Below are 22,174 nucleotides of genomic sequence, written 5' to 3'. Positions count from 1 at the left end.
CGCACCGCCGCTCCCACAGGGAACGCATTCCAATGTGGGAGCGGGCTTGCTCGCGAATGGGGCGACTCGGTCTATCTGACCGGGCTTATTCCATGTCCTTGAGCCACTCGGTGCTCTTGAACCACTTGTCATGGATGCGATCGTAGGTGCCGTCTTCGTGGATCTGGTGCAGGAAGTTGTTGATGAAGTTGAGGCTGTCGTAGTCACCCTTCTTCAGACCGAAGGCCAGTGGCTCGTAGGTGAACGGCTTGTCGAGGAACACCAGTTTGCCGGCGCCGACCTTGTTCACGGCAACGACGTTGTACGGCGCGTCGTAGATGAAGGCGTCAGCCTTGCCGTTGACCACGTCGAGCACGGCTTCCTGCTCGTTGTCGTAGCCGTGGTACTTGGCTTTGGAGATCAGCTTCTTGGCGACCATCTCGCCGGTGGTGCCGAGCTTGGAGGTGATGCGGTAGTCGGCGGTGTTCAGGTCTTTATAGGACTTGATGGTGCCTTCCAGCTCTTTACGGATCAGCAGAGTCTGGCCGACCACGATGAACGGTTCGCTGAAATTCAGGCGCAGGTTGCGTTCCTGGGTCAGGGTCATGCCGCTGCCGATCATGTCGAACTTGTCGGTCATCAGCGCCGGGATGATCCCGTCGTAACCGGTGGAGACCAGCTCCAGCTTGACGCCCATGGCCTTGGTCATGGCTTTGAGGATGTCGACTTCGAAACCGATGATTTCGCCGCGCTTGTTGGTCATTTCGAACGGCATGTAGGTCGGATCCATACCGACTTTCAACGAGCCGCGCTTGACCGCGTCGTCGATTGCGCCGGCCTGCGCCGCATTGACTGCAACCAGTGCCGTGACGCCGACCAGCAGCATCGACAGATACTTCTTCATCTTCAAGTCCCCAAAACCATTGCGTTTGCGGCGCGAAAACCGACAGAAATGGACAAGATTGTCCGGGTGCGCCAATTCGGGGACGGATGCTAACGCACTCGTCCGTTTGCACAAGGTTTTTTGATCGGTTGGTGCCGGATGGAACACAGAGCGTCGCGGGCTGCATTCCCCCGCAGAGCGTGGGAACGAGTGATCCGCGACGGTAATCGGCAGGCAAAAAAAAACCCCGCTTTCGCGGGGTTTCTTGATCAGGCCGGTTGCGCCTGCAAGCTCACAGGCTTGAGCGGCAGCAGCGGCGCATGGGGATCGGCTTTCACCGAAGCCCGCCAGGCGTCCAGCCACTCGGCGTGGCCTTCGGCCCACACCTGCTCGTGCAGACGGGCCAGGGCCACCGGATCGCTCAGCAGTTGCAGGCGATCATGGTTGTTCAGCCCGGCCGGGCCGACCTTGATCGCGTGACGCACACGTTCCTGGCGCAGCCATTCGATCGGCTCGGCCTGACCGTGACGCGAGGTCGCCAGCGAGCACGCCAGGGCGTTCTGCTGTGGATCGACCACCGCGCGGATGAAGCCGTCATTCAGTGCGTGCCAGCGGTTTTCGTGGGTGTACTGATCGGTGGCCAGCAGCGCCTGTGGCGGATTGTATTCCTCGGGGATGAGGAACAGGCTCTCGTCACGGGACTTGAGGCCCAGACCGACGCGGCTGGAAATCACCGACACCGGAATCGACAGCATCAGCGAACCGACGATCGGCACCAGCCACCACAGGAAGCTCGGGTTCAGCCAGATCACCAGCAGCGCCCAGAAGAAGCCCAGCAGGGTCTGCGGACCGTGACGCTTGACCGCTTCGCTCCATGGCGTCGAGTCGTCGTCACGCTGCGGCGAGTTCCAGGTCGCGGCCCAGCCGAGGAACGCGGCGAGGACGAAACGGGTGTGGAAAATCATCCGCACCGGCGCCAGCAGCATGGAGAACAGCATCTCCAGCAGCATCGAGACGGTCACCTTGAACTTGCCGCCGAACTCTTTCGCGCCCTTGGCCCAGATCAGGATGATGCTCAACAGCTTCGGCAGGAACAGCAGCACGATGGTCGTCGAGAACAGCGCGATCGCCTTGTCCGGGTGCCATTGCGGCCACAGCGGATAGAGCTGACGCGGTTCGAGGAAGTACTGCGGCTCCATCAGCGTGTTCACCGCCAGCAGCGCGGTCGACAGCACCAGGAAGAAGAACCACAGCGGCGCCGACAGGTAGGACATCACGCCGGTCAGGAACACCGCGCGGTGCACCGGGTGCATGCCTTTGACCAGGAACAGACGGAAGTTCATCAGGTTGCCGTGGCACCAGCGACGGTCACGCTTGAGCTCGTCGAGCAGGTTCGGCGGCAGTTCTTCGTAGCTGCCCGGCAGATCGTAGGCAATCCACACGCCCCAGCCGGCACGGCGCATCAGCGCCGCTTCAACGAAGTCGTGAGAGAGAATCGCACCGGAGAACGCCCCTTTGCCCGGCAACGGCGCCAGGGCGCAGTGGTCGATGAACGGCTTCATGCGGATGATCGCGTTGTGACCCCAGTAGTGGGATTCACCCAGCTGCCAGAAGTGCAGGCCGGCGGTGAACAGCGGACCGTACACGCGAGTGGCGAACTGCTGCATGCGTGCATACAGCGTGTCCATGCCCGAAGCGCGCGGCGCGGTCTGGATGATGCCGGCGTCCGGCGTGGCCTCCATCAGGCGCACCAGACTGGTCAGGCACTCGCCGCTCATCACCGAGTCGGCGTCGAGCACGACCATGTACTTGTAGTCACCGCCCCAGCGACGGCAGAAGTCGTCGAGGTTGCCGCTCTTGCGTTTGACGCGACGGCGACGGCGGCGATAGAAGATCTTGCCGAAACCCTTGGCTTCGCGGCAGACGTCCAGCCAGGCCTGCTGCTCGGCCACGCAGATGTCGGTGTCATTACTGTCGCTGAGGACGAAGAAGTCGAAACGGTCCAGGTCACCGGTAGCGGCGACCGACTCGAAGGTCGCGCGCAGACCGGCGAACACCCGAGGCACGTCTTCGTTGCAGATCGGCATCACCAGTGCGGTGCGCGCGTCTTTCGGAATCGGCTCGTTGCCGGCACTTTTACCGGAGATCCGGTATTTATCGTGGCCGGTGAGCAATTCGAGGAAGCCCATCAGCGCGGTCCAGAAACCGGCCGACACCCAGCAAAACAGAATCCCGAACATGATCAGGATGCTGGTCTGCAGCGCATACGGCAGCACTTGCGTGGCGGTTTGCAGCAGCGGTTGATGCAGGACTTCTTCCAGATCGACGAACGACCAGCCCTGGTACGGCATGATGCCTTTCATGTACCAGCCGGCGACGATGGTCTGACCCAGCATCAGCACCAGCAGAATGTAGCGACGGATCGAACCGACCGTGCGCCAGCGCGCCGCCGGCAGCACGTTGGCGTCCTTCGGCGGTTGCGGCGGGTTGGTCCGGCCGGTCAGGCGACGCCAGCCACGCACCAGAATGTTGGTGCGCCACGGCTCCGGCACGACCTTGGTCCGACGGATCGGCGGCGTGGCCTTCATGCTGACCCGGCCGCTGGCGTCGAGCACCAGCATTTCCGCGTCTTGCAGCTCTTCGGCGGTGCTCAGGATCAGGCGCTTGCCCACCGAAGCCTGGGCGGCTTCGGTCGGTGCGTCAAAGGTCTTGGACGACAGGCGTTCATGCAATTCGCTGAAGGACTGGCAGCCCGCGAGTTCCGCGCGCTGCTCGTCGGTCATCGGCAGATGCGCCAGGTACTCGGACAGAGTCTCTGGCTGTACTTGAGAGTTACTCATCGGCAGGCAACTGATAGCTCCAGGTCTCGGTCAGGACTTCTTCAGTCGGTGCCGATTCCGGTGTGGCTGGGGCCGCGTCCGCAGCGGCTGGCTGCTTGGCGTCTTTGTTGGCCTTGTCCTTGGCATCTGCAACCGGCTTGGCGTCGGCCTGTTTGGCCTCGGCGGCCTTGGCTTCCTTGTCGGCTTTCTCTTGTTGCTTGGCGGCAACCTTGTCGGCCTTGGCTACCGACGAATTGGACGTCGGCACCGAAGACTTGGCCAGATCAGCGGTGACCACTGGCTGCACCAGGGCTGCGCGCATCTCGGTGGACTTGCTCGGGTCCTTGATCTTCATCCGCAGGGTCAGGCGCCAGCCTTTGGTTTCCGGGTTGTAGCGCACGCTGTTTTCGACCAGTTCGGCGTTGTCGCCGACGCTGACCTGGCTGCGAACGTCCGCATCCGGAGCCAAAGCGGCCAGAGACGGGCCTTCGAAGTCGACCAGGTAGGCAACGCTGCCATCCGGCTGACGGATCAGGTTCGATTGCTTGACGTCACCGGTCGAACGCAGGGTCTGGTTGACCCAGGCGCTGTCCGGCGCGTGCAGCGCGGCCTCGTCGATGGTCCAGTGCATACGGTAGGCGAAGTCCAGCGGCTGGCCAGGCTCCGGCAGTTTTTCCGGGTTCCAGAACGCAACGATGTTGTCGTTGGTTTCGTCCGCAGTCGGGATCTCGACCAGATCAACGGTGCCCTTGCCCCAGTCGCCCTTCGGCTCGATCCAGGCGCTTGGGCGCTTGTCGTAGCGGTCGTCGAGGTCTTCGTAGTGGCTGAAATCACGGCCACGTTGCAGCAGACCGAAACCACGCGGGTTCTCGACGCTGAACTGGCTCACGGCCAGATGTTTAGGGTTGTTCAGAGGGCGCCAGATCCACTCGCCGTTGCCGGCATGGATCGACAGACCGCTGGAGTCGTGCAGTTCGCGACGGTAGTTGAGCACTTTCGACGGCTGGTTGGCGCCGAACAGGAACATGCTGGTCAGCGGCGCGATGCCGAGCTTGCCGACCTTGTCACGCAGGTACATCTGGCCCTTCACGTCGACAATAGTGTCGCTGCCCGGACGCAGGATCAGACGGTAGGCGCCGGTCGCACGAGGCGAATCCAGCAGGGCGAAGATCACCAGGTGTTTGTCACCCGGCTTCGGCTGCTGAATCCAGAACTCGCGAAAACGCGGGAATTCTTCGCCGGACGGCAAAGCGGTATCGATTGCCAGACCACGGGCCGACAGACCGTAGGTGTGACCCTTGCCGACGACGCGGAAGTAGCTCGCGCCCAGCATGGTCATGATTTCGTCTTGCTTGTCCGCCTTGTTGATCGGGTACAGCACACGGAAACCGGCGTAGCCCAGTTGTTCGGTGGCCTTCGGATCGAACTGCAGGTCGCCGAAATCGAAACGGCTAGGATCGTATTTGATCTCTTCGACGGTGTTCGCGGTGATTTCGTTGATTTTCACCGGCGTATCGAAGTGCATGCCCTGGTGATAGAAGGACAGCTTGAACGGGGTCTTCTGGTCGGCCCATTCGGCCTTTTCGGTGCGGAAACGAATCTTCTGATAGTCCGCGAATTTCATTTCACGGAATTCGTTCGGCAGGTTGCTGCGCGGGGCTTCGAACTTCTGCCCGGCCAGCTCTTTGGCCTTGGCCGACACATCGTCAAGATTGAATGCCCAAAGCTGGCCGGCGCTGAGCAGGCAGAGTACTGCCGAGCCCGCTACCAGAGCGCTGCGCAAGCGTTTGGCAGACAATTTTGCTGCATTACAGGGACTAACAATCACGAGCAACCCTCGCCGAAAACAGATCAATAAACCAACGGCCAGATGAAGTGCCTGTGAGGGATTCGGTACAAAAAAACCGACCTTTCAGGACACCCTTGCCAAGTTGGCGAGCATTGTTCCGACTCCGCTGGGTCAAAATGATTCCCCAATCGGATCCGGACAAGTCTCTACCTAAGTCAAAATGGACCAACGAACGCTGATCCCCGTAGCGCGCGATTATCTAGTAGCCCGCGTGACAACGCATCAGGGGTAACAAAGTATTTATCGCGAAAATTCCCTGTTTTCAGTCGAAAAGCCCTTAAAAAGTTGTTTCAAGCACTTTCATGTCTGTAACAGGAAGGTTACCGGGCCATCGTTGACCAGGTGCACCTGCATATCCGCGCCGAATCTACCTGATGCCACTGTGCCATGCATCTGTTTCGCTTTGCTTAATAGATAGTCGAATAATTCTTCGCCCAGCGCCGGAGGGGCGGCGGTCGAGAAACTCGGGCGCAACCCGCTTTTGGTGTCGGCAGCGAGGGTGAACTGAGAGACCAGCAGCAACCCGCCGCCCACATCCGCCAGGGACAGATTCATCTTGCCCTCGGCGTCACTGAACACTCGATAGTTAAGCAGCTTATGCAGAAGTTTGTCGGCGCTGGCCGGCGTGTCGTCGGGCTCTACCGCCACCAGCACCAGCAAACCCTGATCGACACTGCCAACCACCTCACCCGCCACTTCGACTCGCGCGCCTTTCACGCGCTGTAAAAGACCCTTCATGCTTCTTCGGGCGGCAGGTCGAGCAGACGACGGGCCATTTTGCTGGCGGCGCGCACCAGTGCATCGGTGATGCCCGGTTCCGAGGCAGCGTGGCCGGCATCGCGGATCACCTGCAGCTCGCTGTTCGGCCAGGCCTGATGCAGTTCCCAGGCGTTGTCGAGCGGGCAGATCACGTCGTAGCGGCCGTGGATGATCACGCCCGGCAGATGGGCGATCTTGCCCATGTCGCGAATCAGCTGGTTCGGCTCAAGGAACGCGTTGTTGGTGAAGTAGTGGCATTCGATCCGCGCAATCGACAAGGCACGCTGCGGCTCGGAGAAACGGTCGACCACCAGCGGGTTCGGACGCAGGGTCGCGGTGCGCCCTTCCCAGGTCGACCAGGCCTTTGCCGCGTGCATCTGGGCGATCTGGTCGTTGCCGGTCAGGCGCTTGTGGAAAGCGCTGAGCAGGTCGTCGCGCTCGTCCAGCGGAATCGGCGCGAGGTAGTCCTGCCAGTAATCGGGGAACAGACGGCTGGCGCCGGCCTGGTAGAACCATTCGATTTCCTGCGGACGGCAGAGAAAGATCCCGCGCAGGATCAGGCCATGTACGCGCTCCGGATGGGTCTGCGCGTAGGCCAGCGCCAGGGTCGAACCCCAGGAGCCGCCGAACAGCACCCATTTGTCGATGCCCAGGTGTTTGCGGATGCGCTCGAGGTCTTCGACCAGATCCCAGGTGGTGTTGTTTTCCAGACTGGCGTGGGGCGTGGAGCGACCGCAACCGCGCTGATCGAAGGTGACAATGCGATACAGGTTCGGATCGAAGTAGCGGCGACTCTGGGCGTCGCACCCGGCGCCGGGACCTCCGTGGATGAACACCACCGGCAAACCTTCCGGTGAACCGCTTTCGTCGACGTACAGCGTATGGGTGTCATCGACGGCCAGATCGTGCCGTGCGTGAGGTTTGATCTGCGGAAACAAAGTCTGCATTGCGCGCTCCGTAAGGGGTCGAGGTCATCCCTGGGGGGACTTCTATTATTCTGCCGTCCGGCATCATAAACCCGATTTACGTCAATGAGCATGCCCGTGCGCTGTCACATTTTGTCAGCCATGAACCCCAGCAGGTTCTCAAAGAGACGATCGACCTCGGCGACCTGATTTCGCGCCCGCAGGCAGCCGTGAACCAGCCCTTCGCCGTAATACAGCGCCGCGTCGACGCCCGCCGCGTTCAGCCGTTCGGCGTAGCACACGCCGTCGTCACGCAACGGATCGAACTGCGCCACGGCAATCCAGGCCGGGGGCAAACCGCTGAAGTCCCCGGCCAGCAACGGCATCGCATAGGCGTTCGGCTTGGCGGTGCCGCGCAGGTACAAGGCGTGATAACAGTCGAGATCGCTGCTGGCGAGCAACGGCGCATCGGCACATTCGCTGCGCGACGGTAACTGCTCGTCGCCTCCCAGCCCCGGATAGATCAAGACCTGCGCACCCGGCAGCGGCTCGCCGGCATCGCGCAGCGCCAGGCACAGCGCCGCCGCCAGATTGCCCCCGGCACTGTCGCCCGCTACCAGCATCCGTCCGGGATCGAACCAGAACGGCCCGCTGCGCAACGCGCGCCAGACGCTCAGGCAATCCTCGAAACCGGCGGGGAACGGATGTTCCGGCGCCAGCCGGTAATCCACCGCCACCACCATTGCCCCGAGCGCCATGGCCAGCTCGCAGCAGATGAAGTCATGGGAATCCAGCCCGCCGACCACCCAACCGCCGCCGTGCAGGTACAACACGCACGGCCAGCCACTGGCCGATGGCCGGACAGGCGGGCGATACGAACGCACCGCCACCCCGCTCAACTGGAAATCTACCACCTCCAGACCCGCCGGCCGTTCGGGCGTGAAGGCGCGGCACATGGCGTCATAGGATTTGCGCAATCCGCCGAGGCTGCTGTCCTCGCTGGCAAAGCCTTCGGTTCTGGAAACGAAGGCTGCCATCGACGGCGAAAGTGGATAAGTGCCCATCAGTTTTTCAGGCTGGCCTGAACCGTGGCCACGCCGTCCTTGCCATCGAAACTGCTGACACCCGCCAGCCAGCGTTGCAGGTCTTCGGGATGTTCACGCAGCCAGGTCTTCGCCACTTCCTGCGGCGTCTTGCGCTCCATGATCGGCACCATCAACTGGCTTTCCTGGGCGGCGGTGAAGGTCAGGTTTTCCAGCAGTCGATGAACGTTCGGGCAGCGCTCGGCGTAGTCCGGCGCGGTGACGGTGGAAACGGTGGCGGCGCCTTCGTTGGGGCCGTAGACGTCTTCGCTGCCGGTCAGGTAGGTGATCTTCATGTTGATGTTCATCGGATGCGGGGTCCAGCCGACGAACACCACGAACTCCTTGCGGTTTACCGCCCGCTGCACGGCGGCGAGCATGCCGGCCTCACCGGATTCGACGATCTTGAAATCCTTCAGGCCGAAATGGTTGGTTTCGATCATCGTCTTGATCGTGGTGTTGGCGCCGCTGCCGGGCTCGATGCCGTAGATCTTGGCGCCGAGCTGATCCTTGAATTTTGCGATGTCGCCAAAGGTTTTCAGCCCTGCCGCCGCCACGTAGTCCGGAACCGCCAGCGTCGCCTGGGCATCGGCCAGGCTGGGCTTGTCCATGACCTTGACCTGATTGGCGGCGAGGAACGGCGCAATATTCTTGTCCATCGCCGGTTTCCAGTAGCCGAGGAAGATATCCAGACGCTTGTCGCGGATGCCGGCGAAGATGATTTGCTGCACGGCGCTGGTCTGTTTGCTTTCGTAGCCGAGGCCGTTGAGCAGCACGTCGGCCATGCCGCTGGTGGCGATCACGTCGGTCCAGTTGACGACGCCCATGCGCACGGTTTTGCAGGAAGCATCATCGGAAGCCATGGCGCCGGCGCTGAGCAGCGCACTGCCGGTCAGGATTAACGCACAACGAGTGAACAGTCTTTTCATGTGGGATCGTCTCGTGCGGCAGCGGGTTATTGTTCGGATCGGTGTCTTCTTGCACCGTGGCCGAAACATTACGCAGCAGACGAGCGGGAAAAGCGAACTGTGGCGACCGGGATTTGCACGGTGGCGACTTCTCCCGATCGTTCCCACGCTCCGCGTGGGAATGCAGCCCGTGACGCTCCGCGTCACTGGACGCGGAGCGTCCCTTGAGGCATTCCCACGCGGACGGTTCGACGCCTCGACGTGGGAACGATCACAGCTGACTCAGTTGTAGTGGTTTTTGCCCCAGGCGAGCAGCCCTTGCAGCAATTCCTTCAGCACCACCCGTGTCGGCTCCGCCAGATCGGCGCGGTAGCGGAACGGTTCGAACTCTTCCATGTAGGTGCACTGGCCCAGCTCCAGTTGCACAGCGTGGATGTTTTCCGCCGGGTTGCCGTAGTGACGGGTGATGTGGCCGCCCTTGAAGCGCCCGTTCAGCACATGGCTGTAAGCGTCGTGGCGGGCGCAGATCGCTTCCAGTTGCGTGGCCAACTGCGGATCGCAACTGGCGCCGTTGAAAGTGCCGAGGTTGAAGTCCGGCAGCTTGCCGTCGAACAGGTGCGGGATGATCGAGCGGATCGAATGCGCATCGAACAGCAACGCGTAACCGAACTCGGCCTTCAACCGCGCCAGCTCCTCCTGCAAGGTGCGGTGATACGGCGTCCAGATCTGCTCCAGATAGGTCGCACGCTCTTCTTTCGACGGCTCCTGGCCTGCCTTGAACAACGGAATGCCATCGAACAGCGTCGCCGGGTACAGCCCGGTGGTGGCGCCGGCGTACAGCGGTTTGTCGTCGGACGGCCGGTTCAGGTCGATGACGAACCGCGAGTACTCGGCCGCCAGAGTGCTGGCGCCCAGTTCGGCGGCGAAATCGTAGAGCTGCGGAATGTGCCAGTCGGTGTCCGGCAGGCTTTTCGCGTCCGGGATCAACCCGGCCTCGACCGCCGGGGTCAGGCGCACACCGGCGTGGGGCATGCTGATCAGCAGCGGCACGCGACCTTGTTTGAAGTTCAGAACCTTATCCACAACCGCTCTCCTACAGACTTGATTCAACGCCGTGACGCACGACGCGTTTGTCCAGTTCACCACCCAGCCAATACGCCAGATCCGCCGGCCGATCGATCTGCCAGGCGACAAAATCCGCGACCTTGCCGACTTCCAGCGAACCGTGGGTCTCGGCCATGCCCAAGGCTTGCGCCGCGTGAATCGTGGCGCCGGCCAATGCCTCTTCCGGAGTCATGCGGAAACAGGTGCAGGCCATGTTCAGCATCAGGCGCAACGACAGCGCCGGCGAGGTGCCGGGGTTGAGGTCGCTGGCGATGGCGATTTTCACCTTGTGTTTGCGCAGGGCGTCCATCGGCGGCAACCGGGTTTCGCGCAGGAAGTAGAACGCCCCCGGCAACAGCACCGCGACGGTATCGGATTCGGCCATGGCGATGGCGTCGGCTTCGTCCATGAACTCCAAGTGATCGGCGGACAATGCGTGGTAGCGCGCAGCGAGGCTGGAACCGTGCAGCGACGACAATTGCTCGGCGTGCAGCTTCACCGGCAGACCGAGTTTTTGCGCGGCGATGAACACCCGCTCGACCTGCTCCGGGGAGAACGCCAGGTATTCGCAGAACGCATCCACCGCATCGACCAGCCCTTCGGCGGCCAGCGCAGGGAGCATCTCGGCGCAGATGTGATCGATGTAAGCGTCGGCGCGATCCTTGTATTCCGGCGGCAAGGCGTGGGCAGCCAGACAGGTGCTGCGCACGCTGATCGGCAGCTCGGCGGCGAGGCGACGGATGACCCGCAAAATCTTGCGCTCGCTGGCCAGATCGAGGCCGTAGCCGGATTTCATTTCGACCGTGGTCACGCCGTCGCGCATCAGGCTTTTCAGGCGCTTGGCGGCGCTGGCGAACAGCTCGTCTTCCGAGGCTTCGCGCGTGGCGCGCACGGTGCTGGCGATGCCGCCGCCGGCCGCTGCGATTTCGGCATAGCTGACGCCTTGCAGGCGCTTCTCGAATTCGCCGCTGCGGTTGCCGCCGAACACGGTGTGGGTGTGGCAGTCGATCAGGCCGGGAGTGACCCAAGCGCCTTGCAGGTCATTGACCGCCGGGTATTCGCCTGACGGCAATTGGCTGCACGGGCCGATCCACTCGATGAGTGCACCGGACGTCACGATGGCCGCATCCTCGATGATCGAGTAGACGCCTTGCGCCATGGTTGCGACGTGGCAGTGTTGCCAGAGGGTTTTCATCCCAAGTCCTCGTCTTGCGATCGTTCCCACGCTCTGCGTGGGAATGCAGCCCGTGACGCTCCGCGTCACTGGACGCGGAGCGTCCCTTGAGGCATTCCCACGCAGAGCGTGGGAACGATCAGTAGTGGTTAAAGGCTCGGCAGCAGTTTCGCCGGAACCAGCTCCGTCAGCACCCGCGAAGCCAGCAGTTCGGTCGCCGCATTGATGTCCGGTGCGAAGAAGCGGTCCTTCTCGTAGAACGGCACTTCGCGACGCAGAATCCCACGGGCCTGTTCCAGTTTGGCCGAGGTCTTCAGGCCGTTGCGCAGGTCCAGGCCCTGCACCGCCGCCAGCCATTCCACCGCGAGAATCCCGCGAGTGTTCTCGGCCATTTCCCACAGGCGCTTGCCGGCGGCCGGGGCCATCGACACGTGGTCTTCCTGGTTGGCAGAAGTCGGCAGGCTGTCCACCGAGTGCGGATGGGACAACGCCTTGTTTTCGCTGGCCAGGGCCGCAGCGGTCACCTGGGCGATCATGAAGCCGGAGTTCACGCCTCCGTTGGCGACGAGGAACGGCGGCAGCTGCGACATGTGCTTGTCCATCATCAGCGAGATACGGCGCTCGCTCAGGGAACCGATTTCGGCAATGGCCAGCGCCATGTTGTCAGCGGCCATGGCCACTGGTTCGGCGTGGAAGTTGCCGCCGGAAATCACGTCGCCTTCGGCCGCGAACACCAGCGGGTTGTCGGATACGGCGTTGGCTTCGATGGCCAGCACTTCGGCGGCCTGGCGGAACTGAGTCAGACACGCACCCATGACTTGCGGCTGGCAACGCAGCGAATACGGGTCCTGAACCTTCTCGCAGTTCTGGTGCGAGTCGGAGACTTCGCTGCGCTCGCCCAGCAGATCGCGGTAAGCGGCAGCGGCGTCGATCTGGCCTTTCTGGCCACGGGCGGCGTGGATGCGCGCATCGAACGGCGAACGCGAGCCCAGCACCGCTTCCACCGTCAGACCGCCCAGCGCCAGCGCGCCGGCGAACAGGTCTTCACCTTCGAACAGACCACGCAACGCGAATGCAGTGGAAACCTGAGTACCGTTGAGCAGCGCCAGACCTTCTTTCGCCGCCAGCGTCAGCGGCGTCAGACCGGCGACTTTCAGCGCTTCGGTCGCATCCATCCACTCGCCCTTGTGGCGCGCCTTGCCCTCGCCCAGCAGCACCAGCGACATGTGCGCCAATGGCGCCAGGTCACCGGAGGCACCGACCGAGCCTTTCAACGGAATGTGCGGATAGACCTCGGCGTTGATCAGGGCGATCAGCGCATCGATCACCACCCGACGGATGCCGGAGAAACCACGGCTGAGGCTGTTGACCTTGAGCACCATGATCAGGCGCACCAGCTCATCGCTGATCGGCTGGCCGACGCCGGCGGCGTGGGACAGCACCAGCGAGCGCTGGAGGTTTTCCAGGTCTTCGCTGGCGATGCGGGTCGAGGCCAGCAGGCCGAAACCGGTGTTGATGCCGTAGGCGGTGCGGTTTTCCGCGAGGATCTGCTCGACGCAGGCCACGCTGGCTTCGATCTGCGCGCTGGCGCTGTTGTCGAGGGTCAGCTTGACCGGGTTCTGATAAACGTCACGCAGTTGGGCCAGGCTCAGTTGGCCGGGGATCAGGTTCAGCGCAGTCATTTAAATGCTCCTTTTGAGGCATTGTTATTAACTACCAGTCGCTCCGGAGCATTCCGTTATCCGTCGCCTCTCGTCTTTTGGACGATCCGCGCCTTGGCACGCTGGTATGGGTAGTTGTCAGTGCAGATTCGGTAATGCGTTGTGCAGCAGATCCGGGTCTTTCAGAACGCTTGCAGCAGCGGCGATGTCCGGCGCCAGCCAGCGGTCCTGATCGTAGGCCGGGACTTTTTCGCGCAGCAGTCGCCAGGCGGTATCGGTGCCGGCGCCGAATCGCTGTTCCTTGAGAAATTCAAACGCCTGGGCCGCCAGCAGGTACTCGATGGCGAGGATCTGCGTGCAGTTTTCCAGCGCGCGATGCAGCTTCAGCGCGGCGTTGGTGCCCATGCTCAGATGGTCTTCCTGCAGGCCCGAGGTGACGTAGTTGTCGAGCACCGCTGGTTGCGCCAACTGGCGGTTTTCCGCGCACAGCGACGCGGCGACGTATTGCACGATCATCATCCCGGAGTTCACCCCCGGATTGGCCACCAGAAACGCCGGCAGACCGCTGACGTGCGGGTTGATCAGGCGATCCAGACGCCGCTCGGCAATCGAGCCGATTTCGGCCATCGCAATCGCCAGCAGATCCGCCGCCAGCGCCACCGATTGTCCGTGCGGGTTGGCCTGGGACATGACACGGAAGTCATCCGGCGTGCCCAGCAGCAACGGGTTGTCGGTGCAGCCGTTGAGCTCGGTTTCGATCTGTTTGATCGCGTGTTCCAGTTGATCGCGGGCAGCACCGTGCACCTGCGGGATCGAGCGGATGCTCAAGGCATCCTGAGTGCGAATGCCCTTGCTCGACGCAATCACTTCACTGCCATCGAGCAAGGCGCGCAGATTGACGCCGACTTGCTGCATGCCCGGATGCGGTTTGAGCGCGATGATTTCGGCATCGAAGGCGGCGATCTGGCCACGCTGGGCCTCGAAGCTCATGGCACCGATCACGTCCGCCCATTGCACCAGACGCGTGGCGTCGGCGATCGCCAGGCAACCGAGTCCGGTCATGCACGGCGTGCCGTTGACCAGACACAGACCGTCCTTCGCCCCGAGCTGCACCGGTTGCAGGCCCTCTTCGGCCAGCGCCTGCTGCGCGCAAACCACTTGCCCGCGATAGCTGACATTACCCACGCCCAGCAGCGCGATGCCGATGTGCGCCATGTGGGTCAGGTAACCCACCGAACCCTGGGACGGCACTTGCGGGGTGATGCCGCGATTGAGCAGCGCCAGCAGCGCTTCAACCACCCGGCGATGAATGCCGGATTTGCCGTGGCTGTAGTTGCGGATCGCGGCGCACATGATTGCCCGGGTCTGCTCGTCGGCCAGGACCGGACCGACGCCGCAGGCATGGCTGAGCAAGGTGTTGCGCGACAGCTGACTGAGCTGCTCGTCTTTCAGCGAGACGTTGCACAGCGCACCGAGCCCGGTGTTCACGCCATAGGCGCGTTCGCCGCTGGCGACGATGCGTTGGACGATGCCCTGCGCGTTTTCAATGCGCGCCCAGGTCTGCGCCGACAGCTCGAGCTGCGCGCCGTGACGGGCGACTGCGACCACATCCTGCCAACGCATCGGAGCGTCGGCGATAACGATTTTTTCAGCCTGGGACATCTAAAACCTCATCCGAACATTGATGCAGCTTTGCCGACGCTATCGCGAGCAGGCTCGCTCCCACAGGAGACCGCATTCCACCTGTGGGAGCGAGCCTGCTCGCGATAGCGGTATTTCAGTCGACATCCTTGTTGTCTGATACACCCTCATCGCGAGCAGGCTCGCTCCCACAGTAGTTTTGGGTTTGTGTGTAAAACTGCGTTTCGTCATCGAGAACTCAATGTCGCAAAGCCCGCCTCCCGCCCAACCCGCCTACGTCCTCCACTCCCGCGCCTACCGCGAAACCAGCGCATTGGTGGACTTCCTCACGCCGCAAGGTCGGCTGCGGGCGGTGTTGCGCAGTGCGCGGGGCAAGGCCGGGACGTTGGCGCGGCCATTCGTGCCGCTGGAAGTGGAGTTTCGCGGCAAGGGTGAGTTGAAGAATGTCGGGCGCATGGAAAGCGTCGGCAACGCGACCTGGATGGTCGGCGAGGCGCTGTTCAGTGGCCTGTATCTCAATGAACTGTTGATTCGCCTGTTGCCTGCCGAAGACCCGCACCCGGCGGTGTTCGATCATTACGCCGCGACCTTGCTGGCATTGGCCGAAGGCCGGCCGCTGGAACCGTTGCTGCGTTCCTTCGAGTGGCGGCTGCTTGATGACCTCGGTTACGGTTTTTCCCTGAACACCGACATCAACGACGAGCCCGTTGCTGTTGATGGTCTCTACCGTTTGCAGGTGGATGCCGGACTCGAGCGTGTCTACCTGCTGCAACCCGGTCTGTTCAACGGCACCGAACTGCTGGCCATGGCCGAAGCCGACTGGTCGGCACCGGGCGCACTGTCCGCCGCCAAGCGCCTGATGCGTCAAGCCTTGGCGGTGCATCTGGGCGGTCGTCCCCTCGTCAGTCGAGAGCTGTTTCGCAAGCCCTGATATGCTGTGCGCCGAATCTTTCCCTTCAGGAGCGCATCCGTGACCATCAGCAATCGCATTCTTCTTGGCGTGAACATCGACCACGTCGCCACCCTGCGTCAGGCCCGTGGTACGCGCTATCCGGATCCGGTCAAGGCTGCGCTGGACGCGGAAGAGGCGGGTGCCGACGGCATCACCGTGCACCTGCGCGAAGACCGCCGGCACATTCAGGAACGCGACGTGCTGCTGCTCAAGGATGTGCTGCAAACCCGCATGAACTTCGAAATGGGCGTCACCGAAGAAATGATGGCGTTCGCCGAGCGCATCCGTCCGGCGCACATCTGTCTGGTGCCGGAGACCCGTCAGGAGCTGACCACCGAAGGCGGTCTGGATGTGGCGGGGCAGGAAGAGCGGATCAGGGCGGCGGTCGAGCGTTTGTCGAAGATCGGCAGCGAAGTGTCGCTGTTCATCGACGCCGACGAGCGGCAGATTGCTGCGTCGAAGCGCGTCGGCGCGCCGGCCATCGAATTGCACACCGGGCGTTACGCCGATGCCGAAACGCCGACCGAAGTGGCTGAAGAACTCAAGCGTGTGGCGGACGGCGTGGCCTTCGGTCTGGCCCAGGGCCTGATCGTCAATGCCGGCCATGGCCTGCACTATCACAACGTCGAGGCGGTTGCCGCGATCAAGGGCATCAACGAGCTGAACATCGGTCACGCACTGGTGGCGCACGCATTGTTCGTAGGTTTCAAGTCGGCGGTGTCGGAGATGAAGACGCTGATTCTGGCGGCTGCCAAACACTAAGTATCAACATCCTGTGGGAGCAAACTTGCTCCCACATTTGTTTTGGGGATGGGTTAAAGCGGGGCGGGCTCTTGAGCGGGTTTCGACTTGTCGATCCCCGGCACATGCAGATTGCCCTCGGCCACCTGATCGCCTTCAAGCTGCGGCTGGGTCACCCAGGTGAGGATGTCGTAGTAGCGACGGATGTTCGCCACGAAATGCACCGGTTCGCCGCCCCGGGCGTAGCCGTAGCGGGTCTTGCTGTACCACTGCTTCTGCGACAGGCGCGGCAGGATCTTTTTCACATCCAGCCACTTGTCCGGGTTCAACCCTTCCTTGGCAGCCAGTTTGCGTGCGTCATCCAGATGACCGCTGCCGACGTTGTAGGCCGCCAGGGCAAACCATGTGCGATCCGGCTCCTGGATCGACTCGTCGAGCTGATCCTTCATGTAGGCCAGGTACTTGGCACCGCCCATGATGCTTTGCTTCGGATCGAGGCGGTTGGACACGCCCATGGCCTGGGCGGTGTTCTGGGTCAGCATCATCAGCCCGCGCACGCCGGTCTTCGACGTGACCGCCGGTTGCCACAGCGATTCCTGATAACCGATCGCCGCCAGCAGGCGCCAGTCGACTTTCTCTTTCTTGGCGTAGGCCTTGAAATGCTGTTCGTACTTGGGCAACCGCTGCTGCAAATGCTGGGCGAAGGTGGTGGCGCCCATGTAGCCGAGGACGTCGACATGGCCGTAATAACGGTCTTTCAGGCGTTGCAGGGTGCCGTTCTTCTGCACCTTGTCCAGATAACTGTTGATCTCGTTGAGCAGGCTGTTGTCTTCGCCGGCGGCCACGGCCCAGCTCTGGCTGCGCGCGTCGCCGAGGTCAAAGGCCACGCGGATGTTGGTGAAGTACACCTGGTTCATCGCCACTTCGTTGGAATCGACCAGGGTCAGGTCGATCTGACCTTCATCGACCATGCGCAGCAGGTCGACCACTTCAACCGCGTCGGACTCTTCATACTGGATGCCAGGATATTTCTGTTTCAGCTCCGCCAGTTGTTCGGCGTGAGTGCTGCCCTTGAGCACCATGATCTTCTTGCCCACCAGATCGCCGGCGTCGGTGGGGCGTGACTGGCCGTTGCGATAGATGATCTGCGGGGTGACTTCTAGGTAGGAGCGCGAGAAGCGCACCTGTTTCTTGCGCTGTTCGCTGCTGACCAGACCGGCAGCCGCCAGTACCGGGCCGTTCGGCTTGCCGACCTGGTTGAACAGGTCGTCGAGGTTGTCGGCGGTTTCAATCTTGAGCTCGACCCCCAAATCGTCGGCGAAGCGCTTCACCAGCTCGTATTCGAAGCCGGTTTCACCGCTGCGATCCTGAAAGTAGGTGGCGGGGCTGTTTCGGGTGACCACCCGCAGCACGCCATCCTCCTTTACGCGCTCGAGTGTGTTGGGTTTATCAACACAGCCACTGAGCATCAGGAAGAGTCCGGTAGCGATCAGCCATTTGGCGTATCGCGGACGCAAAGCCGTTGGGGAAAACATGTGCGCAGTATACGCAAAGGACAACGGGCGCCATATCTCGACAGTGGCGGGGTTGTCTGCTAGGCATCACAAAACCGCGCGAAACCCCGCAGAAACGGGCCCGAAAGGTATTTTGTGACAGAAAAAATAACCCGCCTTGCAGCACCCCATAAATTTGACCCTCAAGGCAGGAACACCACTCGACATCCGGGTGCAACCGTGCGTAGCGTTTCGGGTGATGTTGAGGGCGGTTTAGGCTAGAATGCACGGCCTCAAAGCACACCCCTTCCCGAGGCTGTCCCGAAGATGTTGATCCTGCGCGGCGCTCCTGCCCTTTCTGCCTTTCGCCACAGCAAACTCCTTGAGCAACTGAGCCAGAAGGTTCCAGCTGTCAGTGGCCTGTATGCTGAATTCGCTCACTTCGCCGAAGTCACCGGCGTCCTGACCGGCGACGAACAGCAGGTGCTTGCGCGCCTTCTGAAGTACGGTCCAAGCGTTCCGGTTCAAGAGCCGACCGGTCGTCTGTTCCTGGTGTTGCCGCGTTTCGGCACCATCTCGCCATGGTCGAGCAAGGCCAGCGACATCGCCCGCAACTGTGGCCTGAGCAAGATCCAGCGTCTGGAGCGCGGCATCGCGTTCTACGTCGCCGGCCAGTTCAGCGAAACCGAAGCGCAACAGATTGCAGACGTACTGCATGACCGCATGACGCAGATCGTTCTGGCCAACCTCGAGCAGGCCGCCGGTCTGTTCAGCCACGCCGAACCGAAGCCGCTGACCGCCATCGACATCCTCGGCGGTGGTCGCGCCGCGCTGGAGAAGGCCAACGTCGAACTGGGCCTGGCCCTGGCCGAAGACGAGATCGACTACCTGGTCAACGCCTTCAACGGTCTCAAGCGCAACCCCCACGACATCGAACTGATGATGTTCGCCCAGGCCAACTCCGAGCACTGCCGCCACAAGATCTTCAACGCCAGTTGGGATATTGACGGCGAGAGCCAGGAAAAAAGCCTGTTCGGCATGATCAAGAACACCTATCAGATGCACAGCGAAGGCGTGCTGTCCGCTTACAAGGACAACGCTTCGGTGATCGTCGGCAACGTCGCCGGCCGCTTCTTCCCGGATCCGGAAACCCGCCAGTACGGTGCGGTGCAGGAACCTGTGCACATCCTGATGAAGGTTGAAACCCACAACCACCCGACCGCGATCGCTCCGTTCCCGGGCGCGTCCACCGGTTCCGGTGGCGAGATCCGCGACGAAGGTGCAACCGGTCGTGGCGCCAAGCCAAAAGCCGGCCTGACCGGTTTCACCGTGTCGAACCTGCAGATCCCTGGCTTCGAACAGCCGTGGGAAGTGCCGTACGGCAAGCCTGAGCGCATCGTCAACGCGCTGGACATCATGATCGAAGGCCCGCTGGGCGGCGCCGCGTTCAACAACGAATTCGGTCGTCCGGCCCTGACCGGCTACTTCCGTACCTTCGAACAATCGATCACCACTCCGCACGGTGACGAAGTTCGCGGTTACCACAAGCCGATCATGCTCGCTGGCGGCATGGGCAACATCCGTGAAGAGCACGTCAAGAAAGGCGAGATCGTTGTCGGCTCCAAGCTGATCGTCCTCGGTGGCCCGGCGATGCTGATCGGTCTGGGCGGCGGCGCTGCTTCCTCCATGGCCACCGGCACCAGCTCGGCGGATCTGGACTTCGCTTCGGTTCAGCGTGAAAACCCTGAAATGGAACGTCGCTGCCAGGAAGTCATCGACCGTTGCTGGCAGCTGGGTGACAAGAACCCGATCAGCTTCATCCACGACGTGGGTGCGGGCGGTCTGTCCAACGCCTTCCCGGAACTGGTCAACGACGGCGACCGTGGTGGCCGTTTCGAACTGCGCAACATTCCAAACGACGAGCCGGGCATGGCCCCGCACGAAATCTGGTCCAACGAATCCCAGGAGCGTTACGTTCTGGCGGTCGGCCCGGCCGACTTCGAACGCTTCAAGGCGATCTGCGAACGTGAGCGTTGCCCGTTCGCCGTTGTCGGTGAAGCCACTGCCGAACCACAACTGACCGTGACCGACAGCCACTTCGGCAACAACCCGGTGGACATGCCACTGGAAGTGTTGCTGGGCAAGGCGCCGCGCATGCACCGTTCGGTGGTTCGCGAAGCCGAGCTGGGCGATGACTTCGATCCGTCGAACCTCGACATCGGCGAAAGCATCGAGCGCGTTCTGCACCACCCGGCCGTGGCGAGCAAAAGCTTCCTGATCACCATCGGCGACCGCACCATCACCGGCCTCGTGGCCCGTGACCAGATGGTCGGCCCATGGCAGGTTCCGGTGGCCGACGTTGCCGTCACCGCTACCAGCTTCGACGTCTACACCGGTGAAGCGATGGCGATGGGCGAGCGCACTCCGCTGGCGCTGCTGGACGCACCGGCGTCGGGCCGCATGGCCATCGGCGAAACCATCACCAACATTGCCGCCTCGCGCATCAACAAGCTCTCCGACATCAAACTGTCGGCGAACTGGATGTCCGCTGCCGGCCACCCCGGCGAAGACGCGCGTCTGTACGACACCGTGAAAGCGGTCGGCATGGAACTGTGCCCTGAGCTAGGCATCACCATCCCGGTCGGCAAGGACTCGATGTCCATGGCCACCCGCTGGAACGACAACGGCGAAGACAAGACCGTCACCTCGCCGATGTCCCTGATCGTGACCGGTTTCGCGCCAGTGGCTGACATCCGTCAGACCCTGACCCCGGAACTGCGCATGGACAAGGGCACCACCGACCTGATCCTGATCGACCTCGGTCGCGGCCAGAACCGCATGGGCGCCTCGATCCTCGCGCAGGTTCACGGCAAGCTCGGCAAGCAGGCTCCGGACGTCGATGACGCCGAAGACCTGAAAGCGTTCTTCGCGGTGATCCAGGGCCTCAACGCCGACGGTCACCTGCTGGCGTACCACGACCGTTCCGACGGTGGTCTGCTGACCTCCGTGGTGGAAATGGCCTTCGCCGGTCACTGCGGTCTGAGCCTGAACCTGGACAGCGTTGCCGAAAGCTCCGCTGAAATCGCCGCCATCCTGTTCAACGAAGAACTGGGTGCCGTGATCCAGGTTCGCCAGGACGCGACCCCGGACATCCTCGCCCAATTCAGCGCTGCCGGTCTGGGCGACTGCGTGTCGGTGATCGGCCAGCCGATCAACAACGGTCAGATCAACATCACCTTCAACGGTGACACCGTGTTCGAAGGCCAGCGTCGTCTGCTGCAACGTCAGTGGGCCGAGACCAGCTACCAGATCCAGCGTCTGCGCGACAACGCCGACTGCGCCGAGCAAGAGTTCGATGCGCTGCTGGAAGAAGACAACCCGGGCCTGAGCGTCAAGCTGAGCTACGACGTCAACCAGGACATCGCCGCGCCTTACATCAAGAAAGGCATTCGCCCACAGGTTGCCGTGCTGCGTGAGCAGGGCGTCAACGGTCAGGTGGAAATGGCGGCGGCGTTCGACCGCGCCGGTTTCAACGCGATCGACGTGCACATGAGCGACATTCTGGCCGGCCGTGTCGACCTGAACGAGTTCAAAGGTCTGGTGGCATGCGGTGGTTTCTCCTACGGCGACGTACTCGGCGCCGGTGAAGGCTGGGCCAAGTCCGCACTGTTCAACAGCCGTGCCCGCGATGCGTTCCAGGGTTTCTTCGAGCGTAACGACAGCTTCACCCTCGGCGTGTGCAACGGTTGCCAGATGATGTCCAACCTGCACGAGCTGATCCCGGGCAGCGAGTTCTGGCCGCACTTCGTACGCAACCGCTCCGAGCAGTTCGAAGCGCGCGTGGCGATGGTTCAGGTTCAGGAATCGAACTCGATCTTCCTGCAGGGCATGGCCGGTTCGCGCATGCCGATCGCCATCGCTCACGGTGAAGGCCATGCCGAATTCGAAAGCGAAGAGGCACTGCTCGAAGCCGATCTGTCCGGTTGCGTGGCGATGCGTTTCGTCGACAACCACGGCAAGGTCACCGAAGCCTACCCGGCCAACCCGAACGGTTCGCCGCGCGGGATCACCGGCCTCACCAGCCGCGACGGTCGCGTGACAATCATGATGCCGCACCCGGAGCGTGTGTTCCGCGCTGTGCAGAACTCGTGGCGTTCGGAAGACTGGAACGAAGACGCACCTTGGATGCGTATGTTCCGTAACGCGCGTGTGTGGGTGAACTAA

The 22,174-nt window shown here is 62.3% G+C and carries 15 protein-coding genes; 3 read left to right on the top strand and 12 right to left on the bottom strand.

From position 1 onward, the window contains the following. Positions 1-85: 85 nt before the first annotated feature. The 11 genes from JKA62_RS07120 to hutH (JKA62_RS07070) all read right to left on the bottom strand — a co-directional run bounded on the left by JKA62_RS07120 (position 86) and on the right by hutH (JKA62_RS07070) (position 14,785). Positions 86-883 (bottom strand): transporter substrate-binding domain-containing protein, encoded by a 798-nt coding sequence (locus JKA62_RS07120; RefSeq protein ID WP_011332057.1) that lies wholly within the window; start codon positions 881-883, stop codon positions 86-88. Between the two features lie 248 nt (positions 884-1,131). Continuing rightward, the gene (mdoH, locus tag JKA62_RS07115; protein WP_064592875.1) at positions 1,132-3,702 is read right to left on the bottom strand and encodes a glucans biosynthesis glucosyltransferase MdoH; all 2,571 of its coding nucleotides are present in this window, start codon (positions 3,700-3,702) and stop codon (positions 1,132-1,134) included. Beyond that, on the bottom strand, positions 3,695-5,509 hold the full coding sequence (locus tag JKA62_RS07110; protein ID WP_011332055.1) for a glucan biosynthesis protein G: 1,815 nt from the start codon (positions 5,507-5,509) through the stop codon (positions 3,695-3,697). Before JKA62_RS07110 ends, mdoH begins: the two co-directional genes overlap by 8 nt. A gap of 321 nt (positions 5,510-5,830) precedes the next feature. Next, positions 5,831-6,268: a D-aminoacyl-tRNA deacylase gene (gene dtd / locus JKA62_RS07105; RefSeq protein ID WP_064592873.1), complete on the bottom strand. Its 438-nt coding sequence runs from the start codon at positions 6,266-6,268 to the stop codon at positions 5,831-5,833. Beyond that, on the bottom strand, positions 6,265-7,236 hold the full coding sequence (pip, locus tag JKA62_RS07100) for a prolyl aminopeptidase (protein WP_007952436.1): 972 nt from the start codon (positions 7,234-7,236) through the stop codon (positions 6,265-6,267). Before pip ends, dtd begins: the two co-directional genes overlap by 4 nt. Before the next feature lie 104 nt (positions 7,237-7,340). Continuing rightward, positions 7,341-8,258 (bottom strand): alpha/beta hydrolase, encoded by a 918-nt coding sequence (locus JKA62_RS07095; protein ID WP_085667685.1) that lies wholly within the window; start codon positions 8,256-8,258, stop codon positions 7,341-7,343. Continuing rightward, positions 8,258-9,205, bottom strand: a complete 948-nt coding sequence (locus tag JKA62_RS07090; protein ID WP_201817062.1) for a choline ABC transporter substrate-binding protein — start codon at positions 9,203-9,205, stop codon at positions 8,258-8,260. The genes JKA62_RS07095 and JKA62_RS07090 overlap by 1 nt, the downstream gene beginning before the upstream one ends. 261 nt (positions 9,206-9,466) lie before the next feature. Next, positions 9,467-10,267, bottom strand: coding sequence for an N-formylglutamate deformylase (gene hutG, locus JKA62_RS07085; protein ID WP_039764730.1), 801 nt, complete (start codon positions 10,265-10,267; stop codon positions 9,467-9,469). A 10-nt stretch (positions 10,268-10,277) separates the two neighbouring features. Next, complete coding sequence (gene hutI, locus JKA62_RS07080; RefSeq protein WP_201817060.1) at positions 10,278-11,483, bottom strand: imidazolonepropionase; 1,206 nt, start codon at positions 11,481-11,483, stop codon at positions 10,278-10,280. 128 nt (positions 11,484-11,611) lie between these two features. After that, complete coding sequence (gene hutH / locus JKA62_RS07075) at positions 11,612-13,144, bottom strand: histidine ammonia-lyase (RefSeq protein WP_201817058.1); 1,533 nt, start codon at positions 13,142-13,144, stop codon at positions 11,612-11,614. A 117-nt stretch (positions 13,145-13,261) separates the two neighbouring features. Continuing rightward, a complete protein-coding gene (gene hutH, locus JKA62_RS07070) occupies positions 13,262-14,785 on the bottom strand; it encodes a histidine ammonia-lyase (RefSeq protein WP_201817056.1) in 1,524 nt (507 codons plus the stop codon). 220 nt (positions 14,786-15,005) lie between these two features. Here hutH (JKA62_RS07070) and recO point away from each other — a divergent pair, with 220 nt between their 5' ends. Together recO and pdxJ are read left to right on the top strand one after the other, a co-directional pair. Beyond that, a complete protein-coding gene (gene recO, locus JKA62_RS07065) occupies positions 15,006-15,695 on the top strand; it encodes a DNA repair protein RecO (protein ID WP_011332591.1) in 690 nt (229 codons plus the stop codon). A gap of 39 nt (positions 15,696-15,734) precedes the next feature. Further along, positions 15,735-16,478: a pyridoxine 5'-phosphate synthase gene (pdxJ, locus tag JKA62_RS07060; RefSeq protein ID WP_201817053.1), complete on the top strand. Its 744-nt coding sequence runs from the start codon at positions 15,735-15,737 to the stop codon at positions 16,476-16,478. Between the two features lie 53 nt (positions 16,479-16,531). Here pdxJ and mltF read toward each other — a convergent pair whose 3' ends face one another. Further along, on the bottom strand, positions 16,532-17,992 hold the full coding sequence (gene mltF / locus JKA62_RS07055) for a membrane-bound lytic murein transglycosylase MltF (protein ID WP_011332593.1): 1,461 nt from the start codon (positions 17,990-17,992) through the stop codon (positions 16,532-16,534). A 285-nt stretch (positions 17,993-18,277) separates the two neighbouring features. Between mltF and purL the strand changes: the two genes are divergently transcribed. Continuing rightward, positions 18,278-22,174: a phosphoribosylformylglycinamidine synthase gene (gene purL / locus JKA62_RS07050; RefSeq protein ID WP_064382426.1), complete on the top strand. Its 3,897-nt coding sequence runs from the start codon at positions 18,278-18,280 to the stop codon at positions 22,172-22,174.

This window comes from Pseudomonas sp. B7 (assembly GCF_016735645.1).
In the GTDB taxonomy this organism is placed as follows: Bacteria; Pseudomonadota; Gammaproteobacteria; order Pseudomonadales; family Pseudomonadaceae; genus Aquipseudomonas; species Aquipseudomonas glycinae.
This window is presented reverse-complemented; position numbering and strand designations above follow the sequence as displayed.